The organism is Paraeggerthella sp., assembly GCF_048427265.1.
GTDB classification, from domain to species: domain Bacteria; phylum Actinomycetota; class Coriobacteriia; order Coriobacteriales; family Eggerthellaceae; genus Paraeggerthella; species Paraeggerthella hominis.
The window spans coordinates 1-18,621 of sequence record NZ_DBFOSR010000097.1; the positions used below are offsets into that span (position 1 = coordinate 1).

At 61.8% G+C, this 18,621-nt stretch carries 16 protein-coding genes; 11 read left to right on the top strand and 5 right to left on the bottom strand.

The window, feature by feature from the left end; translation table 11 throughout:
- Positions 1 to 464 (top strand): solute carrier family 23 protein (locus ACMNI9_RS08770; RefSeq protein WP_418831663.1); only part of this gene is annotated, 464 nt, incomplete at its 5' end.
- Between the two features lie 92 nt (positions 465 to 556).
- On the opposite strand, the gene ACMNI9_RS08775 is transcribed toward ACMNI9_RS08770, so the two are convergent.
- The 5 genes from ACMNI9_RS08775 to ACMNI9_RS08795 all read right to left on the bottom strand — a co-directional run bounded on the left by ACMNI9_RS08775 (position 557) and on the right by ACMNI9_RS08795 (position 3,952).
- Positions 557 to 1,381: a metal ABC transporter permease gene (locus ACMNI9_RS08775; protein ID WP_216529573.1), complete on the bottom strand. Its 825-nt coding sequence runs from the start codon at positions 1,379 to 1,381 to the stop codon at positions 557 to 559.
- Positions 1,336 to 2,100 (bottom strand): metal ABC transporter ATP-binding protein, encoded by a 765-nt coding sequence (locus tag ACMNI9_RS08780; protein ID WP_216529574.1) that lies wholly within the window; start codon positions 2,098 to 2,100, stop codon positions 1,336 to 1,338. The genes ACMNI9_RS08775 and ACMNI9_RS08780 overlap by 46 nt, the downstream gene beginning before the upstream one ends.
- On the bottom strand, positions 2,097 to 3,119 hold the full coding sequence (locus ACMNI9_RS08785) for a metal ABC transporter substrate-binding protein (protein ID WP_418831665.1): 1,023 nt from the start codon (positions 3,117 to 3,119) through the stop codon (positions 2,097 to 2,099). Before ACMNI9_RS08785 ends, ACMNI9_RS08780 begins: the two co-directional genes overlap by 4 nt.
- A gap of 103 nt (positions 3,120 to 3,222) precedes the next feature.
- Positions 3,223 to 3,489 carry a hypothetical protein gene (locus ACMNI9_RS08790; protein ID WP_114567530.1) on the bottom strand — a complete coding sequence of 89 codons (267 nt, stop codon included), beginning with the start codon at positions 3,487 to 3,489 and terminating at the stop codon, positions 3,223 to 3,225.
- Positions 3,490 to 3,514: 25 nt separating this feature from the next.
- Positions 3,515 to 3,952: a Fur family transcriptional regulator gene (locus ACMNI9_RS08795; protein ID WP_114567529.1), complete on the bottom strand. Its 438-nt coding sequence runs from the start codon at positions 3,950 to 3,952 to the stop codon at positions 3,515 to 3,517.
- A 291-nt stretch (positions 3,953 to 4,243) separates the two neighbouring features.
- On the opposite strand from ACMNI9_RS08795, the gene ACMNI9_RS08800 reads away from it, so the two are divergent.
- The 10 genes from ACMNI9_RS08800 (at position 4,244) to ACMNI9_RS08845 (ending at position 18,570) form a co-directional block, all read left to right on the top strand.
- Complete coding sequence (locus ACMNI9_RS08800) at positions 4,244 to 6,091, top strand: ABC transporter ATP-binding protein (protein ID WP_418831668.1); 1,848 nt, start codon at positions 4,244 to 4,246, stop codon at positions 6,089 to 6,091.
- The gene (locus tag ACMNI9_RS08805; protein WP_418831670.1) at positions 6,088 to 7,821 is read left to right on the top strand and encodes an ABC transporter ATP-binding protein; all 1,734 of its coding nucleotides are present in this window, start codon (positions 6,088 to 6,090) and stop codon (positions 7,819 to 7,821) included. The genes ACMNI9_RS08800 and ACMNI9_RS08805 overlap by 4 nt, the downstream gene beginning before the upstream one ends.
- 80 nt (positions 7,822 to 7,901) lie before the next feature.
- Positions 7,902 to 8,552 (top strand): MptD family putative ECF transporter S component, encoded by a 651-nt coding sequence (locus ACMNI9_RS08810; protein WP_114567526.1) that lies wholly within the window; start codon positions 7,902 to 7,904, stop codon positions 8,550 to 8,552.
- Position 8,553: 1 nt separating this feature from the next.
- Positions 8,554 to 9,309: an energy-coupling factor transporter transmembrane component T gene (locus tag ACMNI9_RS08815; protein WP_231088282.1), complete on the top strand. Its 756-nt coding sequence runs from the start codon at positions 8,554 to 8,556 to the stop codon at positions 9,307 to 9,309.
- 9 nt (positions 9,310 to 9,318) lie between these two features.
- Positions 9,319 to 10,797, top strand: coding sequence for an ABC transporter ATP-binding protein (locus tag ACMNI9_RS08820; protein ID WP_418831672.1), 1,479 nt, complete (start codon positions 9,319 to 9,321; stop codon positions 10,795 to 10,797).
- Between the two features lie 220 nt (positions 10,798 to 11,017).
- Positions 11,018 to 11,581, top strand: a complete 564-nt coding sequence (gene ahpC / locus ACMNI9_RS08825; RefSeq protein ID WP_418831673.1) for an alkyl hydroperoxide reductase subunit C — start codon at positions 11,018 to 11,020, stop codon at positions 11,579 to 11,581.
- Between the two features lie 11 nt (positions 11,582 to 11,592).
- Positions 11,593 to 13,233: an FAD-dependent oxidoreductase gene (locus tag ACMNI9_RS08830; protein WP_418831674.1), complete on the top strand. Its 1,641-nt coding sequence runs from the start codon at positions 11,593 to 11,595 to the stop codon at positions 13,231 to 13,233.
- Positions 13,234 to 13,528: 295 nt separating this feature from the next.
- The gene (locus ACMNI9_RS08835; RefSeq protein WP_418831676.1) at positions 13,529 to 16,060 is read left to right on the top strand and encodes a ribonucleoside-diphosphate reductase subunit alpha; all 2,532 of its coding nucleotides are present in this window, start codon (positions 13,529 to 13,531) and stop codon (positions 16,058 to 16,060) included.
- Positions 16,061 to 16,304: 244 nt separating this feature from the next.
- Positions 16,305 to 17,348 carry a ribonucleotide-diphosphate reductase subunit beta gene (locus ACMNI9_RS08840; RefSeq protein WP_216529580.1) on the top strand — a complete coding sequence of 348 codons (1,044 nt, stop codon included), beginning with the start codon at positions 16,305 to 16,307 and terminating at the stop codon, positions 17,346 to 17,348.
- A 76-nt stretch (positions 17,349 to 17,424) separates the two neighbouring features.
- Positions 17,425 to 18,570 (top strand): DUF3810 domain-containing protein, encoded by a 1,146-nt coding sequence (locus ACMNI9_RS08845; RefSeq protein WP_216529581.1) that lies wholly within the window; start codon positions 17,425 to 17,427, stop codon positions 18,568 to 18,570.
- The last annotated feature ends 51 nt before the right edge of the window (positions 18,571 to 18,621 follow it).

The following is an 18,621-nucleotide window of genomic DNA, read 5'->3' on the forward strand; positions in this document are numbered from 1 at the left end:
TGACGCGGGTGTTCGATCCGCGCGTTGTTCGCATAGCCGCTTGCTTCGCCATCGCGTTTTCGTTCTGCCCGAAGTTCGCGGCGGTCATCGCTGCGATGCCGGCGTGCGTTATCGGCGGCGTGTCGCTGGTGCTGTACGGCATGATTTCCGCAGTGGGTATTCGCAACCTGGTGGAGAATCACGTGGACTTCATGAAGAGCCGCAACGTTTTGATCACGGCGCTCATCCTGGTGCTGTCGCTGGGAATCGCCTACAGCGCTGCGGGCGCGATCGTGGTTCCCGTGGGCGACGTGACCATCTCGCTGTCCGGCTTGGCCGTGGGCTCGGTCGTGGGCATTGCGCTGAACATGATCCTGCCGTGGGGCGACGACGAATCGAAGGGCGGTCAGGGGGCGGGCGGCGCCTTCGAGGAGCCGCTGCCTTTGGAGGCGCGCTTGGACGACGTGGGCGGATCGGGGAAATAGGTCCTATCGCTTTTCGTTGGACGACCCGCACCGGTGCCGTTGGCCGGGCGGGTCGTCTTTTTTGCTGCGGCGGTGACGTTGCAGTGCGCGCGTCAGCGGGTTGAACGGCGCGTCGTCGAGCGGAGACGCATGCGGAGGTGCTTTGCAACGAGCACGAGCGCAAGGGCGCCGATGCCTATGAGCACGATGGTTCCGCCGGGCTTGAGCCCGAGCTCGTAGGAGACCGTCAAGCCGATGGCGGTTATGGTCACGCCGATCCCGCACGACAGGATGACGATCTGCTTCCAGCTGCGGGCTATCTGCAGGGCGCAGGCAACGGGCACCACCATCATCGACGAAACGATGAGCGCTCCGACGGTGCGGGCCGCAACGGATACGCAAAGCGCGGTGATCAGGATGAAGGCCGCGTTCACGGTTTTGGTGCGCACGCCCGCAAGGCGTGCAGCTCGTTCGTCAAGCGTGACCAAAAACAGCTCCTTGCGCATGAGCGCGCACAGCAAAAGCACCGTTGCGCCTACGGCCGCCACGGCAAGCAGGTCGTCGTCGTTGACGGTGACGATGCTGCCGAACAGGAAGCTGGAAAAGCTGGCGGCGTTCGGGACGAATCCGGAAAGCACGCCGGCCAGCCCGATGCCGCACGACATGACGATGGCGATGGCAAGCTCTGCGTGCCCTTCGAACCGACGCCGGATCACCTCGATGGCCCCGGCGGCTCCCAGGCAGGCGATGGTCGCTCCCAGCACAGGGTTGATTCCCGCGATAAGGCCGCCCGCCACGCCGGCCAAAGCGGTGTGGGAGAGCGCGTCGCCCATCATCGACAGGCGTTTGAGAACCACGACCACGCCTACGCACGGCACCGCGATGCCAAGGATCAGGCCGGCGACGAAGGCTCGCTGCATGAACAAGTACTCGAACATGGCACCTCCTCCTTGATGGCGTTCAGGGGCTTTTCCTGTATCGTGCCGGACTCGAGCACGAGCATGCTCGCGTGCAGGCGGGGCAGCCGCGCCCGATCGTGCGTGACGAGCAGCACGGTGGTTCCCAGCGAAGAGGCTGCTTCGCTGGCGGTTCGCGCAAGGGCCTGCGCGCTGGCATCGTCGAGGTTGCTCGTGGGCTCGTCGAGCACGAGCAGCTTCGGCTTCGCCACGATTGCGCGGGCGAGCAGCATGCGCTGGAACTGCCCTCCGGAAAGCTCTCCTATCAGGTGCTGCTCGAAACCCGTCAGCCCGACTTGGCGCAGGGCGTCGAGCGTTTTCGCTCGATGCGCGGACCGGTAGGGAAGGATCGGCTTCGATTCCGCATAGAGGCCGGCTCGAACCGTCTCGAGCACGGTTGCGGGGAAGCGGCGGTAGTCCGCGGGCGCCTGCTGGGGGACGTAGCCCACGTGCTGCCATGACTTGAACGATCGCGCGTCCTGCCCGAACAGCTGGATGGCGCCCTCGTTCGGGAAGAGCTCGGCAAGCAGCAGCTTGATCAAGGTTGATTTGCCGGATCCATTTGCTCCGGCAAGCACGTAGAACCCGCCGGGCGCGAGCGTGAAGCTCGCGCCCTTGAGTACGGGCGAGGTTCGGTACGAGAACCGTACGTTGTCGAAAACGACTGCGGGATGAGGCGAAGACGCAACGCGCTGGTTCACGAGAGCGCCTTGACCAGTTTGTCGAGGTTTTCCGTCATTACCGAGACGTAATCCTGCCCCGCGTCGATTTGCTCTTGTGTCAAGCCTTCGAGCGGATTGAGCTGTTCGCATGAAGCGCCGCTTGCGTCGGCTATCGCCTGGGCTATTTTGGGGCTGACGAGTTCTTCGGAGAAAATCACGCTGACGTTGTTGGCCTTCACGAAGTCGACGATGCGCGCCATGTCCTTGGCGTTCGGCTCGGCATCCGCCTCCATGCCTTCAATGGGCATTTGGGCGAGACCGTAGGCATCGCACAGGTATCCGAAAGCCTGATGCGACACCACGATGGTCTTGTTCGGCACCGAGGAGAGCTTGGTTTCGTACGCTTTGTGCAGGTCGTCAAGCTTTTCAGACCAGGTTTGGTAGTTCGCTTCGTAGACGTCTTTGCCGTCGGGGTCGGCTTGCACGAGGGCATCTCGGATGTTCTTCATTTCTCGTTTTGCGTTTTCGGGGGCAAGCCACACATGGGGGTCGTATCGACCGTGGTCGGCGTCTTCGCCGTGCTCGTGCGCGTGGTCGTCGGCATGGCCGTGGTCATGCTCGTCTTCCGAAGCAGCCGGAAGCAGCGCTATGCCGTCGGAAGCTGCAACGCTTACCAGGTGCTTGTTCTGAATGCTGTGGAGCACGTCGTGGGTCCAATGCTCCATTCCCGCTCCGTTGTACACGAACACGTTGGCGGACTCGATGGTTTTCATGTCGGCGGTCGAAGGCTCCCAATCGTGAGGTTCGGTTCCGGCGGGAACCAGGTTCGTGACCGTGACTCGGTCTCCTCCGATTTTCTGGGCGAAGTCGTACAAGGGGTAGAAGCTGGCTACCACGTGGACTTTTCGGGAGCCCTGATCGTCTTGCTGCGAGGCGGTCTGGGAGGAAGCGCATCCTGCGAGCATCGATGCGATCAAAAGCCCCAGCACTGCCAGGATGGCGATAAGGGGTGCGGGAGTTCGGGGCGCGTTTGCGGCGCGCTGAGAAAAGGCGTTCATATACGATCCTATCATTTGAAGGAGAGGGTGTGGGTTGTGCGCGATGCACGGGTTGTGCGCGAGCGCGAAGAGTTGACCGATGCGCCGCGATGCATGCGGAGGATCAGATGTCCAGCCTTGTTTTCTGGTGGATGAGTGACCAGCAAGTTTCTAGAGAGGACGAGGGTTCGTTCGGATGCGCGAGGAACGACGGGCTTGTTTCGTATCCGAGCGTGCTTGCGCCTTCCGATGAGGCAAGGGCGAGCGCGGCGTGCCCGGATGCGACGAGGTGGCAGAGGGGACATGCGTCGCCGGTGCATTCGTGGACCGCCTTGTCGGCGATGGTCAGGCTTGCGGTCAGGGAAACCAGGGCAAGGCTTGCTGCAATCATGCAGGCTGCGAGCCTTGAGCGCATGCTAGGTTGCATAGGACCCCGATTCTTGGCGATCGCGCGCTTCGCATGCTGCGCACAGGCCGTACAGGACGGTTCTGCGCTGATCGATTTCAAAGCCATGGCGTTCTTTGACGTGGTGCGAAAACGATTGCAGCATCGAGCAGTCGAGCGGCAGCACCGCTTTGCAGCGAATGCACGAAAGCTGTCCCTGCCGATCTTGGTCGGTGCTGCGTGCGCGGTAGCGCGCGGCGGTTCCTTTGATGCCGGCAACTTTGACTACGGCTCCTTGGGCGACGGCTGCTTCGAGCGTGCGGTACACCGTGGTGCGGCCTATGGCTGATCCGTGGGATTTCAGGTTGCCCCAGACTTCGTCGACGGTGAGGAATTCGTCCGCATGCCGATCCATGCACTCGGCTACGAGCGCTTTCTGCTTGGTTCGATAGGCGGTTCGCGGAGTCACGGTCTCTCCTGAGTTGATCTGAAATCGAAATTAGATTCCAGAATATAGACAGAGCGCGCATGCCTGTCAAGGACGAGGAGGGGATGGACGCGTTGATGCGGCTCGATAGGTAGGACGTGAACGCGGTTCGCGGTTGAAGAAGCGGCGATTGCGAGGCGTTTCCGAGAGCATGGATTTTCTGTGTTGAACATGGTATGCTTTCCAATTAAAGTTAGCTATAACTAACATCGAGGCGTATGAACGTAGGGCGGATTCGTCCGCACGATTTCCCAAGAGAGAAGAGAGTTGCGTATGGAATCTATAGACAAGGCCGCCGCGCAGCGCGTGTACGTGCGCCTGATAGAGCCGGTGAGGGGGCGAATTGTCAAGAACATCGTGATAGCGGCGCTTTCCTCGCTGTGCGGGTTCGTTCCCTACTTCGCTATTACGCGCGTGGCGCAAATTTCGATTGTCGAAGGCGTGCCTTCGCTTGACGAACTTGCCTTCTGGGTGCTTCTGGCCGTTGCCGGCGCTGTAGCGGGAAGGATTTTGTTCGCGCTTGCCACGAGCAGCTGCCATTACGCCGATGCTGATTTCCGCGTGCACGTGCGCACCGTGCTGGTGGAGCATTTGGGCAAGGTTCCGCTGGGATGGTTCAGCGACAACAACTCGGCTCAGGTGAAGCAGGCTGCCACCGACGATGTGCTCAACTTGCATCAGTCGGTCGGGCATGCGCCGGTGGACGTGACCACGGCGCTGCTTTCCCCGCTTATTCCCCTGGTGTACCTGTTTACCGTGGACGCTCGATTCGCTTTGCTGGTCGTCGTCTACCTTGCTGCGGTGATTGGGGTGGCGTGGCCCTTCATGATGAAGGACTTCGGTCCGCTCAACAAGCAGTACAACGAGGCATTGGTCGAAGTGTCTTCGGCAAGCGTCGAGATGATCGACGGCATAGCCGTGGTGAAGACCTTCGGTTCGGCGAGCCGCGCCGGTGTGCGGTATCGAGAGGCGACGGCTGCGTTGGCCAAGATCTGCTACGAATGGACCAAGAGCACTTCCAATCCGTTTAGCCTGATTTCAGCTTTGTTCTCTCCTGCAACCATGTTGGTGGTCATGGCTGCCGCCACGCTGTTTTTCGTTTCGCAGGGCATCATAACGCTCGAACAGTGCATTCCGTTTCTGGTGCTGGGAGTGGGAATCCCTTCGGCGATTCTTGCCCTGTTCGTGTCGGTGCGCTTTTTGCAGCAGTCGGTTCAGGCTGCCGACCACCTTGCCACTGTCCTGGACGTTGCCCCGCTTGCAGAGCCGGAGAGCCCGCTGTCCGTGGGCGACGGTTCGCTGCATATCGACTTCGAGGACGTGTCGTTTGCGTACGGCCCGGACTCGCCTTTTGTTTTGGAGGGGATTGACGCCAAGCTTGAGCCGGGAACCGTGACGGCCCTGGTCGGCGACTCCGGAAGCGGCAAGACCACGTTCGCGCGTTTGGTCCCGCGATTCTGGGATCCGGTTTCGGGTGCGGTGCGCATGAACGGCACGCCGCTTTCCGATCTTGCCTCGAGCGACGTGCTGTCCCAGGTTGCCGTGGTGTTTCAGGACAGCATGCTGCTGCGCGCGAGCATTCGGGACAACATTTGCTTGGGAAAGCCCGGCGCAAGCGACGAGGACATGGTGGCGGCGGCGCGCAAGGCTCAGATTCACGAACGCATAGAGGAGCTTCCCTGCGGCTACGACACCGTGGTGGGAAGCGAGGGTGCCGACCTTTCGGGCGGCGAGGCGCAGCGCGTTGCCATCGCGCGCGCCATCGTGCAGGACGCTCCCATCTTGGTGCTCGACGAGGCGACGGCGCATGCGGACCCCGAAAACGAAACGGCTATCCAAAGGGCGCTGACCGCCCTTGCGGCGGGGCGTACGACCATCGTGATTGCGCATAGGCTGGACACTATCGTGCATGCGGACCAGATTCTGGTGTTGAGCCGCGGTCGGATTATCGAGCGCGGTTGCCATGCGGAGCTTTTGGCGGCGGACGGTCATTATGCGGCATTGTGGAAGTCCCAGCAGGTGGATGCGATTGGAAAGGCCCCGCATGCCGATGCTGCTTCGTGCGGGACGGAATGCGCGGGCTCTTCGGAAGAGGGTTCGTTCGGAGGTGAGGACCGATGATAACCACTCAAATGGACAACCTGGTGGGCAAGCCTACCGGCGTGAAGCTGCAAGCGTTCTTGTACGTGCTGTGCGGTCTGTCGGAAGCGGCCATATACGTGGCGCTGCTTCCCTTGCTGCGCTCGCTTGTTGCTGGCGACTATGCTGCAGCGGCGTACCTGCTGGCCCTGGCGGCCGCACTGGCGCTGCTGAACTGCGGAATTGGATTCTGGGCCGACAATCGCGGGTACCTCATCGGTATCGAGGAAGTGATGCATTCGCTTCAGGACAAGCTGGGCGATCATATCGTGCGCCTGCCGCTTGGCTGGTTCACGAAGGAGCGATCGGGTCAGGTTTCCACTCTGCTTACGAAGAACTTGCAGATGGCCATGAACATGCCAAGCGTATTCATGCGCCAAATGATCTTGGCCGTGACGACGCCTGCGGCGGTTTGCCTGCTGTTCTTCTTCATCGATTGGCGCATCGGCCTTGCATTCGTGATCATGGGGCCGTTCTTGTTCTGGGGCTCGCGTCGCATGGCGAAGGCTGCGGGAACGAACCATCGGGAAGAAGAGCGTTCGAGCGCCGAGGTTGCTGCGCGCGTGCTCGAATTCGCCCATGCCCAACCGGTTTTGCGCGCGACGAAGCGTTCGGTGGACGGATGGGACGTTTTGGAGCGAGCCTTCGAGGACGATCGTAAAGCGACGATCGACACGTTGCGAAAGTGCGCTGCTCCGGTTGGGCAATACACGCTGTTCGTGCAAGCCACGTTTGCCCTCGTGTTCGCGGTGTCTACGGTTTTGCTGGGCTGGGGGCAGATCGACGTCGCCTCGTACGTGTTCGTAGCCGTTCTTTCCTTGCGGTTCATCGACCCCTTGTCCTCGATCGGCCAGCAGGGCATGGCTTTGCGCGTGGCGAAGAACTCCCTGGACGAATCGGAAGAGATTCTGAACGAGGCTCCTCTGCCGGAGACGAAGAATCCTCGGATTCCAGCCGGTTCGCGCATCTCCTTCGACAATGTCGGGTTCTCCTACGATGGGACCCGCACGGTGCTGAAGGACGTGAGCTTGGTTTGCCCCGAGAACAGCCTTACGGCGCTGGTCGGGCCTTCGGGTTCCGGCAAAACGACTCTGACCCGGCTGGTTGCCCGATTCTGGGACGTGTCCAGCGGCAGCGTGAGCATTGGCGGCGTGGACGTGCGGGACATGCTGCCCGACGAACTGATGCGCCAGGTGTCGTTGGTGTTTCAGGATGTGTACCTGTTCGACGGCACCATTGAGGAGAACGTGCTGATCGGGCGTCCTGACGCTTCTCCCGAAGAGGTTCGCCGAGCCGCCCGCACAGCCCGCTTGAACGAGGTAGCCGATCGTCTTGAGCAGGGATGGGACACGCCGGTCGGGGAGGGGGGCTGCCGCCTGTCGGGCGGCGAGCGCCAGCGCGTTGCCATTGCCCGCGCCCTTCTGAAAGATGCTCCCATCGTGCTGTTCGACGAGGCGACGGCGGCGCTCGACGCCGAGAACGAGGCGGCAATCGTGGAGGCCATGCACGAACTGGCGAAGGACCGCACGGTTATCGCGATCGCGCATCGCTTGTCCACCATTGCGGCAGCTGACCAGATAGCCGTTCTGGAGGATGGGCGGGTCACGCAACTGGGAATCCATGCCGAGTTGGTGCAGGTTCCCGGACGGTATCGGTCGTTCTGGCGCGAACGCGAACAAGCGGAAGGCTGGAGGCTGACCGACCGGGGTTAGCGGTTGGGCCGGAGTCCGGCGGCGTGGGCGGCCGGGCTCCGAAGCTGTATGAACACATGACGTTTGAAAGTAGGATTGATATGGAACAGACAGCGAAAAACACCCCGAAAGCTCAGGGCGGGGCCGAGTCGCGGAGATGGGGCGTTAAGGAAGTGGTGACCGCGGTGCTGTTCAGCGCCTTGATCATCGTGATTCAGATTTCGATTGCTGCCATCAGCACGATCAACATCGATGTATCGATGGTTGCCAGCACGGCCATTTCCTCATTTGCCGTCGCGCCTTTGTACTTCCTCATGATCATGAGGGTCAACCGCTTCGGCACCACGATATTCCTTGCGGGTTTGACTTCGTTGGCGTTTTGCTTGATGGGCAATTACTGGTACATGATCCCGTTTTACTTTGCCGGCGGCTTGATCATCGAGCTGCTGTTTTTGCGCACGCCCGCTCTTCGGTCGAAGCCCAATTGCGTGGTGGGGGCGTGGACGACGTACAGCTCTTTGTACGTTCTGTCGTCCATTATTCCCATATATGTGAATTTGACCGCCTACATCCAAGAAACGCTGGAAGTCCGGCAAGTGGGGCAGGCGTACATCGACGCGTACCTTAAGTACTATACAAGCTGGGAGTGGCTGGTCGGCATTGTGGCGATCACTGCAATTGGAGGATTGCTGGGCGCGCTTGTGGGCAAGCGCCTTATGAAGAAGCACTTTGCGAAGGCGGGTGCTATCTAGCATGGAAGGAAATGCTCAAGGCAATCGGTTCGCTCGTGCGTCGGAGCCGCAGGTCATGCGTCTTGCTCCCGCTTGGAGCGAGGCGGGGTTTGCTATGGGCACCAAGGCCGCGGTGCTGGTTTTGACGGCGGTTGCGGTTTCGGTTGCGGGCAGTTCGCCGTTCACGCCTTTCCTGACTGGGATTTTGCTGGCCTACCTTGCCGTTGGCGGGCGGGCCGGCATGGCGCTCAAGCTGCTTGTCGCGTATGCGGTATTGGGCGGGGTGTACCTGCTGCTGGTGTATCTGAACGCCCGGATCTTGGTGTTTTCTCCGGTGCATCTGTATGCCGGCTTGAACTCGTATCCCGTTATGGTGGCGGCTCTTGCGGTAGCGCTCTCGCCGCCAGGCTTGATAAGCGCTGCGCTGGCAAGGGCGCGCGTTCCCAAGAAGTTCATCGTGGGCGCGCTTGTTTTGCTGCGATTTCCGCCGACGGTTCGCTCGAGCGTCCATCGTTTGCGCGAGTCGTGCAGAAGGCGCGGCGTGCTTTCGCTGCGCTGCGTGGCGGGCGATCCTGTTCAGGCGTTCGAGCACGTTCTGGTTCCCCTGATGTTTTCGCTGGTGGATAGCGCGGACCGGCTGTCGTCTTCGGCTGTTGCTCGTGCGGCCGAGGCTCCGACGCGGCGAACGAGTTACTATCGCAGCCCCGTGAAGCTTGCGGATGCGGCGTGTTTGGTTGTGTTCACGGCGGCGATTGCCGCCTATGTTTGGCTTTCGTGAGGAGCGTGGATGAGGATGCAGGAAGATCCTATTGCGCAGCTTGTGCAGGTGCGCTTTTCGTATCTTGATGCGCCCGAGACGCTTCACGGCGTGGACTTGAGCGTGAAGCCCGGGGAATGCGTGGTGCTGATGGGCGCATCGGGCAGCGGGAAGACGACGGTCGTGCGAATTCTGAACGGGCTGGCCGGAGGGTACTATCGTGGGGACGTTTCCGGCGAGGTGTTCCTGGGCGGCCGTTTTGCGCGCGATCTTGCGGCTTGGCAGCGATCCGAGCTGGTTGGCAGCGTGTTCCAGGACCCGGCGACCCAGTTTTTCTCCAGCCAGCTTGCCGGAGAGGTTGCGTTCGGCTGCGAGAACATCGGGTATCCCCACGCCGAAGTGGTGAGCCGAACCGACGCGGCTATTCGGCGCTTGGGGCTGAACGATCTGCGCAGGATTCCCGTGGATCAGCTTTCGAGCGGGCAGAAGCAGCGCGTGGCCATTGCGTCTGCTTTGGCTCCTGCGCCGCGCATCGTTGCTATGGACGAGCCGTCCGCCAACCTTGACGAAGCTGCCGCCCAAGAGCTGGGCGCCGTATTGATGGACTTGAAGCGGCAAGGGTACGCGCTGGTGGTGGCGGAGCATCGCATTGCCTATCTGATGGATTGCGCCGATCGGTTCTGCTATATGGAGCACGGGGAAATGAAGGCGGTGCTCTCGCGATCGGACGTGTTGGGCATGTCCGATGCCGAGCGCGCTGCGATGGGCGTGCGCAGCCCGACTCCCGTGCGGCGCCCTCTTTTGCATGCGCCCGGCTTCGAGGCGGAGGATTCTTCGACCGTGCGTTCGGAAGAGGCTTCGAAGGGTGCACGTCCAGCGCCAGAACCGGCTGTGTTGGACGTGCGCGACTTAACGGTTTCCCGCGGAAGGAAGGTTCTTTTTTCGGGAGCTTGCTTCGAGGTGCGTTCGGGGCAGATTCTTGCGCTTACGGGAAGCAACGGCGTGGGGAAGACCAGCCTTGCTCAGGTTGTGGTTGGGCTGCGGCGACCCGATGCGGGCGAGGTGCGCATAGGCGGCGCGGCGCTTTCCCGGCGAAGATTGCGCGAACGGGTTTGGTACAGCCCCAACGACGTGAGCATGGAGTTCTTTGCGGCGCGCGTTGACCAGGAGGTGCTGCTGTTCGTTGAGAAAAGCGAGGAGCGCGCGGCGTATGCCGAGCGCATACTCGAGCGGTTGGGCCTCGATGGGCTCCGGGACCGTCATCCCGCTTCGTTGTCGGGCGGGCAGAAGCAGCGATTGTCCATTGCGTGCGGGTTGGTTTCGCGTCGATCGGTGCTCATGCTGGATGAGCCTACCAGCGGCCTGGATGCTGTCAGCATGCGCAAACTGGCCGATGCTTTGCGATGCGCGGCCGACGAGGGCGCTGCGGTTGTGGTGGTGACGCACGACAACGAGTTCATGCGCGCGTGCTGCACGCATCGGTTCGACCTGGAAGGACTGGTTGCGTAAGGCTTGCTGTCGAGCCGGGGATGGGACGGGCTGTGGTTGGGCAGCGAGCGGAGCGGGCGCTGCCGGAAGCTTGGGGTTTGGGCTGCGAACCGACCTTCGTCGGCGGTGCGTTCCTCCCTTGTGCGCATGTTGTGAAGCGCCTAGCAAAATGGCATAGATGAAGTATCATATCCGCAAGACCTTATCAGTAATCAATATCATTAGTGGATAGGAGCTCAGCATGTCTATGATCAACGAAGAGGTAGCTGATTTCAGCGTGCAGGCGTTTCAGGATGGCGAATTCAAGACGGTGACCAAGGACGACGTCCTGGGCAAGTGGAGCGTGTTCTTCTTCTACCCGGCCGACTTCACGTTCGTGTGTCCCACCGAGCTTGAGGACCTGGCCAACAAGTACGACGAGTTCAAGGCCGCCGGGTGCGAGATCTACTCCGTTTCCACGGACACCCATTTCGTGCATAAGGCGTGGCACGACGCTTCCGAGCGCATTCAGAAGATCCAGTACCCCATGCTGGCCGACCCGACGCATGCCCTGGCGCGCGACTTCGAGGTGCTTATCGAAGAGGACGGCCTGGCCGAGCGAGGAAGCTTCATCGTGAACCCCGACGGCAAGATCGTCGCGTACGAAGTGACCGCGGGCAACGTGGGCCGCAACGCCGACGAGCTGTTCCGTCGCGTGCAGGCCAGCCAGTTCGTGGCCGAGCACGGCGACGAGGTGTGCCCTGCGAAGTGGCAGCCCGGCGCTGAAACGCTCAAGCCCAGCTTGGACCTGGTCGGTCAGCTGTAGTTCTTCCGAATATGGCGAACGAGCAGACGCTTTACGACGCCGTCATCGTTGGCGGTGGGCCTGCGGGGCTCACCGCCGCGTTGTACCTGGCCCGGGCCCGCTACCGGGTGATCGTCGTCGAGCAAGACCATTTTGGCGGGCAGATAACCATTACCTCGGAGATCGTGAACTATCCTGGCGTGCCGAGCTCGAGCGGCAAGGAGCTTGCGGAGTCCATGCGCAGCCAAGCCGAAGCGTTCGGCGCGGAGTTCTTGCTGGCTGAGGCGGTGGGCGTTGATCTGGAAGGCGACGTGAAAACCGTGCGCACCACGCGCGGCGACCTGCAGTGCTTTGCCGTGCTGCTTGCCACGGGCGCGCATCCTCGTCGCGTGGGGTTTGCGGGCGAAGACGCGTTCCAAGGGCGCGGGGTGGCGTACTGCGCCACCTGCGACGGCGAGTTCTTCCAGGACAAGGAAGTGTTCGTGGTGGGCGGCGGCTACGCGGCCGCCGAGGAGAGCGTGTTTCTGACCAAGTACGCGACGCACGTGACCATCCTCATGGTTACGGATGATTTCACCTGTGCCTCTTCGGTTGCCGACGAGGCGCGTGCCCACGACAAGATAACGGTGCTGCCCCATACGCAGCTGGAGGAAGTTTCGGGCGACGACGCCGTTCGGTGCGTGCGCTATCGCGACACTGCAACCGGCGAGGTGACGAAGCGTTGCGCCTCCGAGGGCGATTCGTTCGGCGTGTTCGTGTTCGCCGGATACGAGCCTGCAACCGAGCTGGTGCGCGAGGCGGCGGAGGTTGACGAATTCGGCTACATCGTGACCGACCGATCGCAGCGCACGAGCGTCGAGGGCTTGTACGCTGCAGGCGACGTGTGCGTAAAGGCGCTGCGCCAAGTGGTTACGGCTACGGGCGAGGCTGCGCTTGCCGCCACGGAAATGGAGCGCTACGTGGCCGCGATGCAGGAGCGGACGGGCTTGGTTCCCGTGCGGCCCGATCGTGCGACGGCACGGGCGGCAAGCTTGCCCGTTGCCGCGAATGCGTCTCAAGAGGGCGGCGGCCTGTTCGACCAGGCGGCTCGCGCGCAGTTGGATGCGGTGTTCGGGCGCATGGAGAGCTCGCTTGTGCTGCGTCTTTCGCTAGGCGAAGGCGCTGCGTCCGAAGAGCTTCGAGCTTACATGGAGGAGCTTGCGCGTTTGACGGACAAGCTGTCGGTCGAGGTGAGCGAGGATGCGGGTGAAGAGGCCGAAGCCCCGTGCGTGCGGGTGCATCGGGCGGACGGGACTGCGACGGGCCTGGCGTTCCACGGCGTTCCCGGAGGCCACGAGTTCACCTCGTTCGTGTTGGGCTTGTACAACGCCGCGGGTCCGGGGCAGCCTATCGACGACGAGTCGCGCGAGGCTATCGCGGCGATCTCTCGGCCGATCGACCTGAAGGTGCTGGTGTCGCTTTCGTGCACGATGTGCCCGGACACGGTGGTGGCCGCGCAGCGTATCGCGGCGGAGAACCCTCACGTGCGCGCGGATGTGTACGATTTGAACCACTTCCCGGACTTGAAGGAGCGCTTCAACGTAATGAGCGTGCCGTGCGTCGTGATGAACGACGGCGAACGCGTGAGCTTCGGCAAGAAGAACCTGGGGACTCTGCTCGACTTGGTGGGCTAGTCGGCAGGCGGGGCGACCCGACCGTGATCTGCGCTCTGGCAACGGGCTCGTCGGAGCGCAGATCACGGTCGGGTCGTTGTGCTTTGGGCGGCGACATGCGGGAAAGGGTGCGATTTTGGCGCTCCACCTGGAGGATCGGCCAGCTCAACGTTCGATTTTCTTCGCGGGCCCTTCGGATCCTCGTCGCACCGATAGCGTGTGTTGCCTATTCGTTCCCCAATATGTTGTGATTTTAGCAACATATCGTGCTAGGATGGATGTTCCAACCGCAAGAGTGCAAAGGACACGGACCATCATGCAGATTTCCAAACGCAACGGCACGACGGAGCCGTACGACGCCGGCAAGATCAAGCGCGCCATGGGCGCGGCGTTCCGCAGCGTGGGCAGCGCTTTGACCGATGACGAGGCGGCGCGTCTCGTGGCGAACGTCGAACGCGCTATGGAGGCCGTTTCTCGCGACGGCGCCGTTGCCGTTGAAGACGTGCAGGACTTGGTGGAGCGCGCTCTTATGGAGGCCAATTATTACCAAGAGCTGAAAAGCTACATCCTGTATCGCGAAGAGCGCGCGCGCAAACGGATGGCGCGCGAGAAGCTGTGCGCGCAGCTCGCGGGCGTTTCCGGCTTGGCCGAGGCGCTTGCCGCCGCGCAAAAAGAGTTTCCCGAGGAGGAATACGAGCTTGCGCATTTGCAGGCGAAGTTCCAGTCGTTCGCGAAGCCCGAGGCTTCGGACGACCAGAAGCTTGCCATGCTCATCAAGGCGGCGGTCGAGCTGACCACGCAGGAGGCTCCGCGGTGGGAGATGATCGCCGCGCGCCTGCTCATGCTTCAATTCGAGCGTGCGCTTGCCGAGCGCATGGCCGTGCGCCGCATTGACGGCTTCGCGCAAAAGGTTGCCTACCTTGCGGAAGAGGGCTTGTACGGCGACTACATCCTGCAAAGCTACACGCCGGCCGAACTGGATGAAGCCGCGGCGTTCATCGATCTTCGCCGCAACGACCTGTTCACGTACGCGGGTTTGCAGCTGCTGCTTGATCGCTACGTCATTCGCACCCATCAAGGCGCGCTGCTCGAATCGCCGCAAGAGATGTTTTTGGGCATTGCGCTGCACCTGGCTATGAAGGAGCGCGTGGAGGACCGCATGCAGTGGGTGCGTCGGTTTTACGACATGCTGTCTACGCTCAAGGTGACCATGGCTACGCCCACGTTGTCGAACGCGCGCAAGCCGTTTCATCAGCTGTCGTCGTGCTTTATCGATACGGTGCCCGACAGTTTGGACGGCATCTACCGCAGCATCGACAACTTCGCGAAAGTGAGCAAGTACGGCGGCGGAATGGGCTTGTACTTCGGCAAGGTGCGCGCTTCGGGCAGCGCCATACGCGGGTTCGACGGTGCGGCCGGCGGCGTTATCCGGTGGATTCGCCTGGCTAACGATACGGCGGTGGCGGTCGATCAGCTGGGCATGCGCCAGGGCGCCGTGGCGGTGTACCTGGATGCGTGGCATCGCGATCTGCCGGAGTTTCTTGCGTTGCGCACGAACAACGGCGATGATCGCATGAAGGCGCACGACGTGTTCCCGGCCGTGTGCTATCCCGACTACTTTTGGCAGCAGGCGCGCGATAACATCGAAGGCGACTGGTATCTCATGTGCCCGCACGAGATTCTTGCGGTGAAGGGCTACGCGCTGGAGGACTGCTTCGGCGAGGAATGGACGCGCAAGTACTTGGAATGCGTGGCCGACGCGCGCATCAAGAAGCGGGTCATTCCCATCAAGGACGTCATCCGGCTGATCATCAAGAGCGCGGTGGAAACGGGAACGCCGTTCACGTTCAACCGCGATGCGGTGAACCGAGCGAACCCGAACAAGCATCGGGGCGTGATCTATTGCAGCAACCTGTGCACCGAGATCGCGCAGAACATGGAGGCCATCGAGCAGATCGAGCAGCGCATCGAAGACGTTGACGGCCAGCAGGTGGTAGTGACGGTGACGAAGCCCGGAGCGTTTGTGGTGTGCAACCTGGCAAGCTTGTCGCTGGGGCATATCGACATGGACGATGCGCGCGAATTGACGCAGATCACCGAGAGCGCGGTGCGCGCGCTGGACAACGTCATCGACCTCAACTTCTTCCCGGTGCCGTACGCGCAGATCAGCAACCGCCAGTACCGACCCGTGGGCTTGGGCGTGAGCGGCTACCATCATCTGCTGGCGAAAAACGGCATTCGATGGGAAAGCGAGGAGCATCTGGCGTTCGCTGATCGCGTGTTCGGCGACGTGCACTACGCTGCGGTGCGCGCCAGCTGCGCCATCGCGCAGGAAAAGGGCTCGTACGAGTTCTTCGAGGGGAGCGGTTGGCAGACGGGCGAGTATTTTCTCGACAGGGGCTTGACCGACGGGCGCTGGGCGGACCTTGCGCGCGACGTAGCCGAGCACGGTGTGCGCAACGGCTACCTTCTGGCCGTGGCGCCCACCAGTTCCACGAGCATCATTGCCGGTACCACGGCGGGACTTGATCCGGTTATGAACCGCTACTTTTTGGAGGAGAAGAAAAACGGGCTCATGCCGCGCGTTGCGCCCGAGCTGTCGGTGGACACGTTCTGGTATTACAAGAACGCCCATCTTATCGATCAGACGTGGTCGGTGCGCGCGTGCGGCGCGCGTCAGCGCCATATCGACCAAGCGCAGAGCATGAACTTGTACATCACGAACGAGTACACGTTCCGCCGCGTGCTCGACCTGTATCTTCTGGCTTGGGAAGAGGGCGTGAAAACCATCTACTACGTGCGTTCGAAGAGCTTGGAAGTGGAAGAGTGCGAAGCGTGCTCGTCGTGATGGTTCCGTCGGCCTGTCGGCCGCCGGAACCTGCCGACAGGCTGCGCCGCGAAGCAAGTCCCCGAAGGGGGCGGGGCGCCCTGGTACCCGATCTCGCGGCGAGACCGAGGCCTCGCGTACCGAAGTACGCTTCGCCCTCGCTCTCCCCACGATCTCGGGCACCCTGGTGCCCCTCGCTGACCTACTGCGCCAACCTGCGCGTTTGATATGCGCCCTGCGGGCGCATGGAAGGAGATAGCCTGCAATGTCTCAACTCAAGAAGAAGCCCCTGTTCAACCCGCTGGGGGACACCGATGTGCTCGACCGGCGGATGATCGGCGGGAACACGACGAACCTCAACGACTTCAACAACATGAAGTACGAATGGGCCAGCGACTGGTACCGCCAGGCCATGAACAACTTCTGGATACCCGAGGAGATCAACCTTGGCGTGGACATCAAGGATTACCGCAAGCTGCCCGCGCCCGAGCGGCGCGCTTACGACAAGATCCTGTCGTTTCTCATCTTCCTTGACAGCCTGCAGTCGGCGAACCTGCCCAACGTGGGCGAGTACATCACCGCCAACGAGGTGAACCTGTGCCTGGCCATCCAAACGTTCCAGGAAACCGTGCACAGCCAAAGCTACAGCTACATGCTCGATACCATCTGCGAGCCGCAAGAGCGCAACGACGTGCTGTACCAGTGGAAGGAGGATGAGCATCTTCTGAGGCGCAATGAGTTCATCGGCGATTTGTACAACGAGTTCCAGGACGACAAGAGCCCCGAAGCGCTCGCGCGCGTGCTGGTGGCGAACTACATTTTGGAAGGGGTGTACTTCTACAGCGGCTTCATGTTCTTCTACAATCTGGGCCGCAACAACCTCATGCCGGGGTCGGTGCAGGAGATCCGCTACATCAACCGCGACGAGAACACGCACCTGTGGCTGTTCCGCAACATTTTGCTGGAACTCAAGGAAGAGGAGCCCGCGCTGTTCACGTCCGAGCTGATCGACGAGTACCGCGCCATGATCAAGGAGGGGTGCGAGCAGGAGATTCGCTGGGGTCATTACGCCATCGGCGACGACGTGGTCGGTCTTAACCGCCAGATGGTGACCGATTACATTCAGTACCTGGGCAACCTTCGCTGCGCTCAGCTGGGATTCGATCCCTTGTACGAAGGTCACGAGCGCGAGCCGGAGAGCATGTCGTGGGTGAGCCAATTCGCGAACGCGAACATGATCAAGACGGACTTCTTCGAGGCGCGCAGCACCGCCTATGCGAAGTCGAGCGCGCTGGTGGACGACCTGTAGGGACGCGGCTTGCTCGCGGGTCGTTCTTGATCGGTTGACGACCTTGCGGTTTGACGGCGCGGGTATACTGTCCCGTATGAAAACCAACGAATCGAAACGCGGCGTGCGGGACTTCTTGCTCAAACGGATGCTGTTCCTTCCGCTTGGGGCTGTCGCGCTGGCGATGACCGCGTATGCGCGGCAGCATCCCGACTGGACGGAGCAGGTGTACAGCCAGGCGGCGTATCCGGCGTTGTCGTCGGTCGTGGGGTTTCTGCCCTCGCTTGCGAGTTTTTCCGTGGCCGAGTGGGTCGTGGCGCTGTTCCTGCTGTTTTGCGCAGGTTATCTGGGCTTCTGCGTTCGCAAGCTCGTTGTGGGCAAGGGGGAGCGGCTTATGGTGGCGTACCGCGCCGCGATGGGCGCGGCGGCCATCTGCTGCACGGTGTACTTCCTGTTCACGGCGTTGTGCGGGCTGAACTACTATCGGCATACCTTCGCCGAGCACGCTGGCTACAATGTGGAGGAAGCCGGCGTCGATGCCGCGCAGCGCCAGGAAGAGCTTGTGGCGCTTGCCGCCTCGCTTGCTGACGAGCTGGGGCGAACCCGGGCGCAGCTGGGCGACGACGCGGACCTGTTCGACGCCCATCCGGGCCAGTTCGAGCGCTACGCGCGGGAGTCGGTTGAGGCCATGCGCAAGCTTGCCGAACAGTATCCGGCGTTGGAGCGGCCGCTGTACTCGCCGCCGAAACCAGTGATCGCCTCCAAGCTGCTGTCGTACGCGAACATCGGCGGCATGTTCTTCCCCTTCACGATGGAATCGAATATCAACGTGGACAATCCGCTGTTCGTGATCCCCTGGACCATGGCGCACGAACTGGCGCACCAGTGCGGATTCATGCGCGAGGACGAAGCGAACTTCATCGCGTATTTGGCGTGCAGGCAATCCGATGACGCGCTGATGCGCTACAGCGGATACGTGCTGGCGTACGACAACGTCATCTCGGCGCTGCGGAGGGTCGACTCGGATGCGGCAAGTGCGATTTCCTTGGGACTGTCGGCGGCGGTGCAGCGCGATCTTGCTGAGCGCGCGCAGCATTGGGCGAAGTACGAGGGGCCGGTTCAAAACGTCTCCAACGCAGCCAACGATACGTACCTGAAGGCGAACGACCAAGCCGACGGCATGCAAAGCTACGGACGCATGGTGGATCTGCTTTTGGCCGAACAGCGAGCGGCGGGGCAGTAGCGCCCTTTTCGCGGTAGACTTGTGCGAGAAGGGTCTGCGCGCGGGTGCGCG

Excerpts from the sequence above, each read along its gene's own strand:
- ACMNI9_RS08840 (WP_216529580.1), top strand. The coding sequence starts at position 16,305 with ATGTCTCAACTCAAGAAGAAGCCCCTGTTCAACCCGCTGGGGGACACC.
- ACMNI9_RS08845 (WP_216529581.1), top strand. The coding sequence starts at position 17,425 with ATGAAAACCAACGAATCGAAACGCGGCGTGCGGGACTTCTTGCTCAAA.
- ACMNI9_RS08800 (WP_418831668.1), top strand. The coding sequence starts at position 4,244 with ATGGAATCTATAGACAAGGCCGCCGCGCAGCGCGTGTACGTGCGCCTG.
- ACMNI9_RS08790 (WP_114567530.1), bottom strand. The coding sequence starts at position 3,489 with ATGATTGCAGCAAGCCTTGCCCTGGTTTCCCTGACCGCAAGCCTGACC.
- ACMNI9_RS08815 (WP_231088282.1), top strand. The coding sequence starts at position 8,554 with ATGGAAGGAAATGCTCAAGGCAATCGGTTCGCTCGTGCGTCGGAGCCG.
- ACMNI9_RS08810 (WP_114567526.1), top strand. The coding sequence starts at position 7,902 with ATGGAACAGACAGCGAAAAACACCCCGAAAGCTCAGGGCGGGGCCGAG.
- ACMNI9_RS08835 (WP_418831676.1), top strand. The coding sequence starts at position 13,529 with ATGCAGATTTCCAAACGCAACGGCACGACGGAGCCGTACGACGCCGGC.
- ahpC (WP_418831673.1), top strand. The coding sequence starts at position 11,018 with ATGTCTATGATCAACGAAGAGGTAGCTGATTTCAGCGTGCAGGCGTTT.
- ACMNI9_RS08785 (WP_418831665.1), bottom strand. The coding sequence starts at position 3,119 with ATGAACGCCTTTTCTCAGCGCGCCGCAAACGCGCCCCGAACTCCCGCA.
- ACMNI9_RS08830 (WP_418831674.1), top strand. The coding sequence starts at position 11,593 with ATGGCGAACGAGCAGACGCTTTACGACGCCGTCATCGTTGGCGGTGGG.
- ACMNI9_RS08775 (WP_216529573.1), bottom strand. The coding sequence starts at position 1,381 with ATGTTCGAGTACTTGTTCATGCAGCGAGCCTTCGTCGCCGGCCTGATC.
- ACMNI9_RS08805 (WP_418831670.1), top strand. The coding sequence starts at position 6,088 with ATGATAACCACTCAAATGGACAACCTGGTGGGCAAGCCTACCGGCGTG.
- ACMNI9_RS08820 (WP_418831672.1), top strand. The coding sequence starts at position 9,319 with ATGAGGATGCAGGAAGATCCTATTGCGCAGCTTGTGCAGGTGCGCTTT.